Origin of the sequence: Streptomyces sp. AB3(2024), assembly GCF_041862025.1 — a bacterium.
In the GTDB taxonomy this organism is placed as follows: Bacteria; Actinomycetota; Actinomycetes; order Streptomycetales; family Streptomycetaceae; genus Streptomyces.
The window spans coordinates 1-2059 of sequence record NZ_JBGWAB010000291.1 but is presented as its reverse complement, the minus strand read 5'-3'; the positions used below and the strand labels follow the sequence as shown (position 1 = coordinate 2059).

1 protein-coding gene is annotated in these 2059 nt (G+C 70.7%); it reads right to left on the bottom strand.

Annotated features, from left to right (window positions below; translation table 11 throughout):
• Nucleotides 1–2059 (bottom strand): type I polyketide synthase (locus ACEPPI_RS40375; RefSeq protein ID WP_373920222.1); only part of this gene is annotated, 2059 nt, incomplete at both ends.

The following is a 2059-nucleotide window of genomic DNA, read 5'->3' as shown; positions in this document are numbered from 1 at the left end:
CGTAGTCGTGGTACATGACGCCGGCGAAGACGCCGGTCCGGCTGCCCCGCAGAACGGCCGGGTCGATGCCCGCTCGCTCGAAGGCCTCCCACGAGGTCTCCAGCAGCAGCCGCTGCTGCGGGTCCATGGCCAGGGCCTCGCGCGGCGAGATCCCGAAGAACGCCGGGTCGAACTCCGCCGCCTCGTGCAGGAAGCCGCCCTCACGCGTGTAAGAGGTACCCGCATGATCCGGGTCCGGGTGGTAGAGCGCCTCTCCGTTCCAGCCGCGGTCCGTCGGGAACGCGGTGATGCCGTCCCCGCCCGAGGCGACGAGCTGCCACAGGTCTTCGGGCGTCCGCACCCCACCGGGGAAGCGGCAGCCCATGCCCACGATCACGATCGGATCGTCCGCCACACCGGCGACCGGCCGAACGCGGGCCATCAGCTGCCCGCGGCCGAGGTTCTGCTCTTCGGCTCCGGTGGTCACGGCGAGTTCGGCCAGGAGGTGGCGGGCCAGTGCGACGGGGGTCGGGTAATCGAAGATCAGCGTGGGCGGCAGACGCAGACCGGTCTCCGCCTTCAGTACGTTCCGCAGCTCCACGGCCGTCAGGGAGTCGAAGCCCAGATCCCGGAAGGCACGCTCGGCATCCACCGACCCCGCACCCGAGTGACCCAGCACCACGGCAACCCGCCCGCAGACCAGCTCCAGCAGCACACCCTCCCGCTCGGCCACCGGCAGCCCCATCAGCCGCGCGACCAGCGGCGAACCACCCTCCACACCACCGTCCCGCCGTTCCACCATCCGGCGCGCCGGAACCCGCACCAGCGCCCGCAGCAACGCGGGCGTCGAACCCGCAGACACCGCCTGCGCCCGCAACACCGCAACATCCAGGTGCATCGGCAGCAACACCGCCGCATCCACCACCATCGCCGCATCGAAGAGCGCCAGGCCCTCGTCGGCCGCCAGTGCGCCGACCCCGTCCCGGGCGATGCGCCGCAGATCGACCTCGTCGAGCCGACCCGCCATACCGCTGCCACCGCCCTGCGGGGCCCACAGGCCCCAGGCGAGCGCCGTCGCCGGCAGCCCCTCGGCCCGCCGCTGCTCGGCCAGACCCTCCAGGAACGCGTTCGCCGCAGCGTAGCTCGCCTGCCCCGCAGCACCGAACGCCGCAGCCGCACCCGAGAACAGCACAAAGGCACCCAGGTCCAAGCCCCTGGTCAGCTCATGCAGGTTCCAGGCCGCGTCCACCTTCGGACGCAGCACCCCCGCCACCCGCTCCGCCGTCAACGACGCCAGCACACCGTCATCCAGCACACCCGCCGTGTGCACCACACCAGTCAGCGGATACTCAACCGGAACACCATCCAACAGAGCGGCCAACGCATCCCGGTCAGCAATGTCACACGCCACCAGATCGACGTGCGCACCCAGCCCGGCCAACTCCGCGACAAGCTCGTCCGCACCCTCGGCCGCCGGACCCCGACGGCTCGTCAACAACAGCCGCTCCACCCCGAACGCCGACACCAGATGCCGGGCAAAAAGCCGGCCCAGGCTGCCCGTGGCACCGGTCACCAGCACCGTCCCCGACGGACCGAAACCAGCCACCGCCCCAGCCCCGCTCTCCGAAGAAAGCACACGCACCAGACGCGGAACACTGACCACACCCGCCCGGACCGCCAACTCCGGCTCACCCGAAGCCAACGCAGCCGCGACAGCCCCGACCCCATCACCATCCAGAACCAGATCCAGATCCAGATCCAGCATCACCAGCTGACCCGGATTCTCCGACTGCGCCGACCTCAGCAGACCGCGCACCGCGCCGCCCGCCAGATCCCTCACACCCGCACCGGCCCCGACAGCCACCGCACCCGACGTCAACCACACCAGACGCGTACCGGCGAACCGCTCATCCGCCAGCCACCCCTGCACCAACTCCAACGCCGCACCAACCGCCCCATGGACAGCACCCACGACACCCTCAGCCGACACCCCGACAGACGGAGCAACAAACACCGCGTCCGGAACCGGCTCACCCGCCTCCAACGCCACCACAAGGGCATCGACATCGGCGTACTCGGT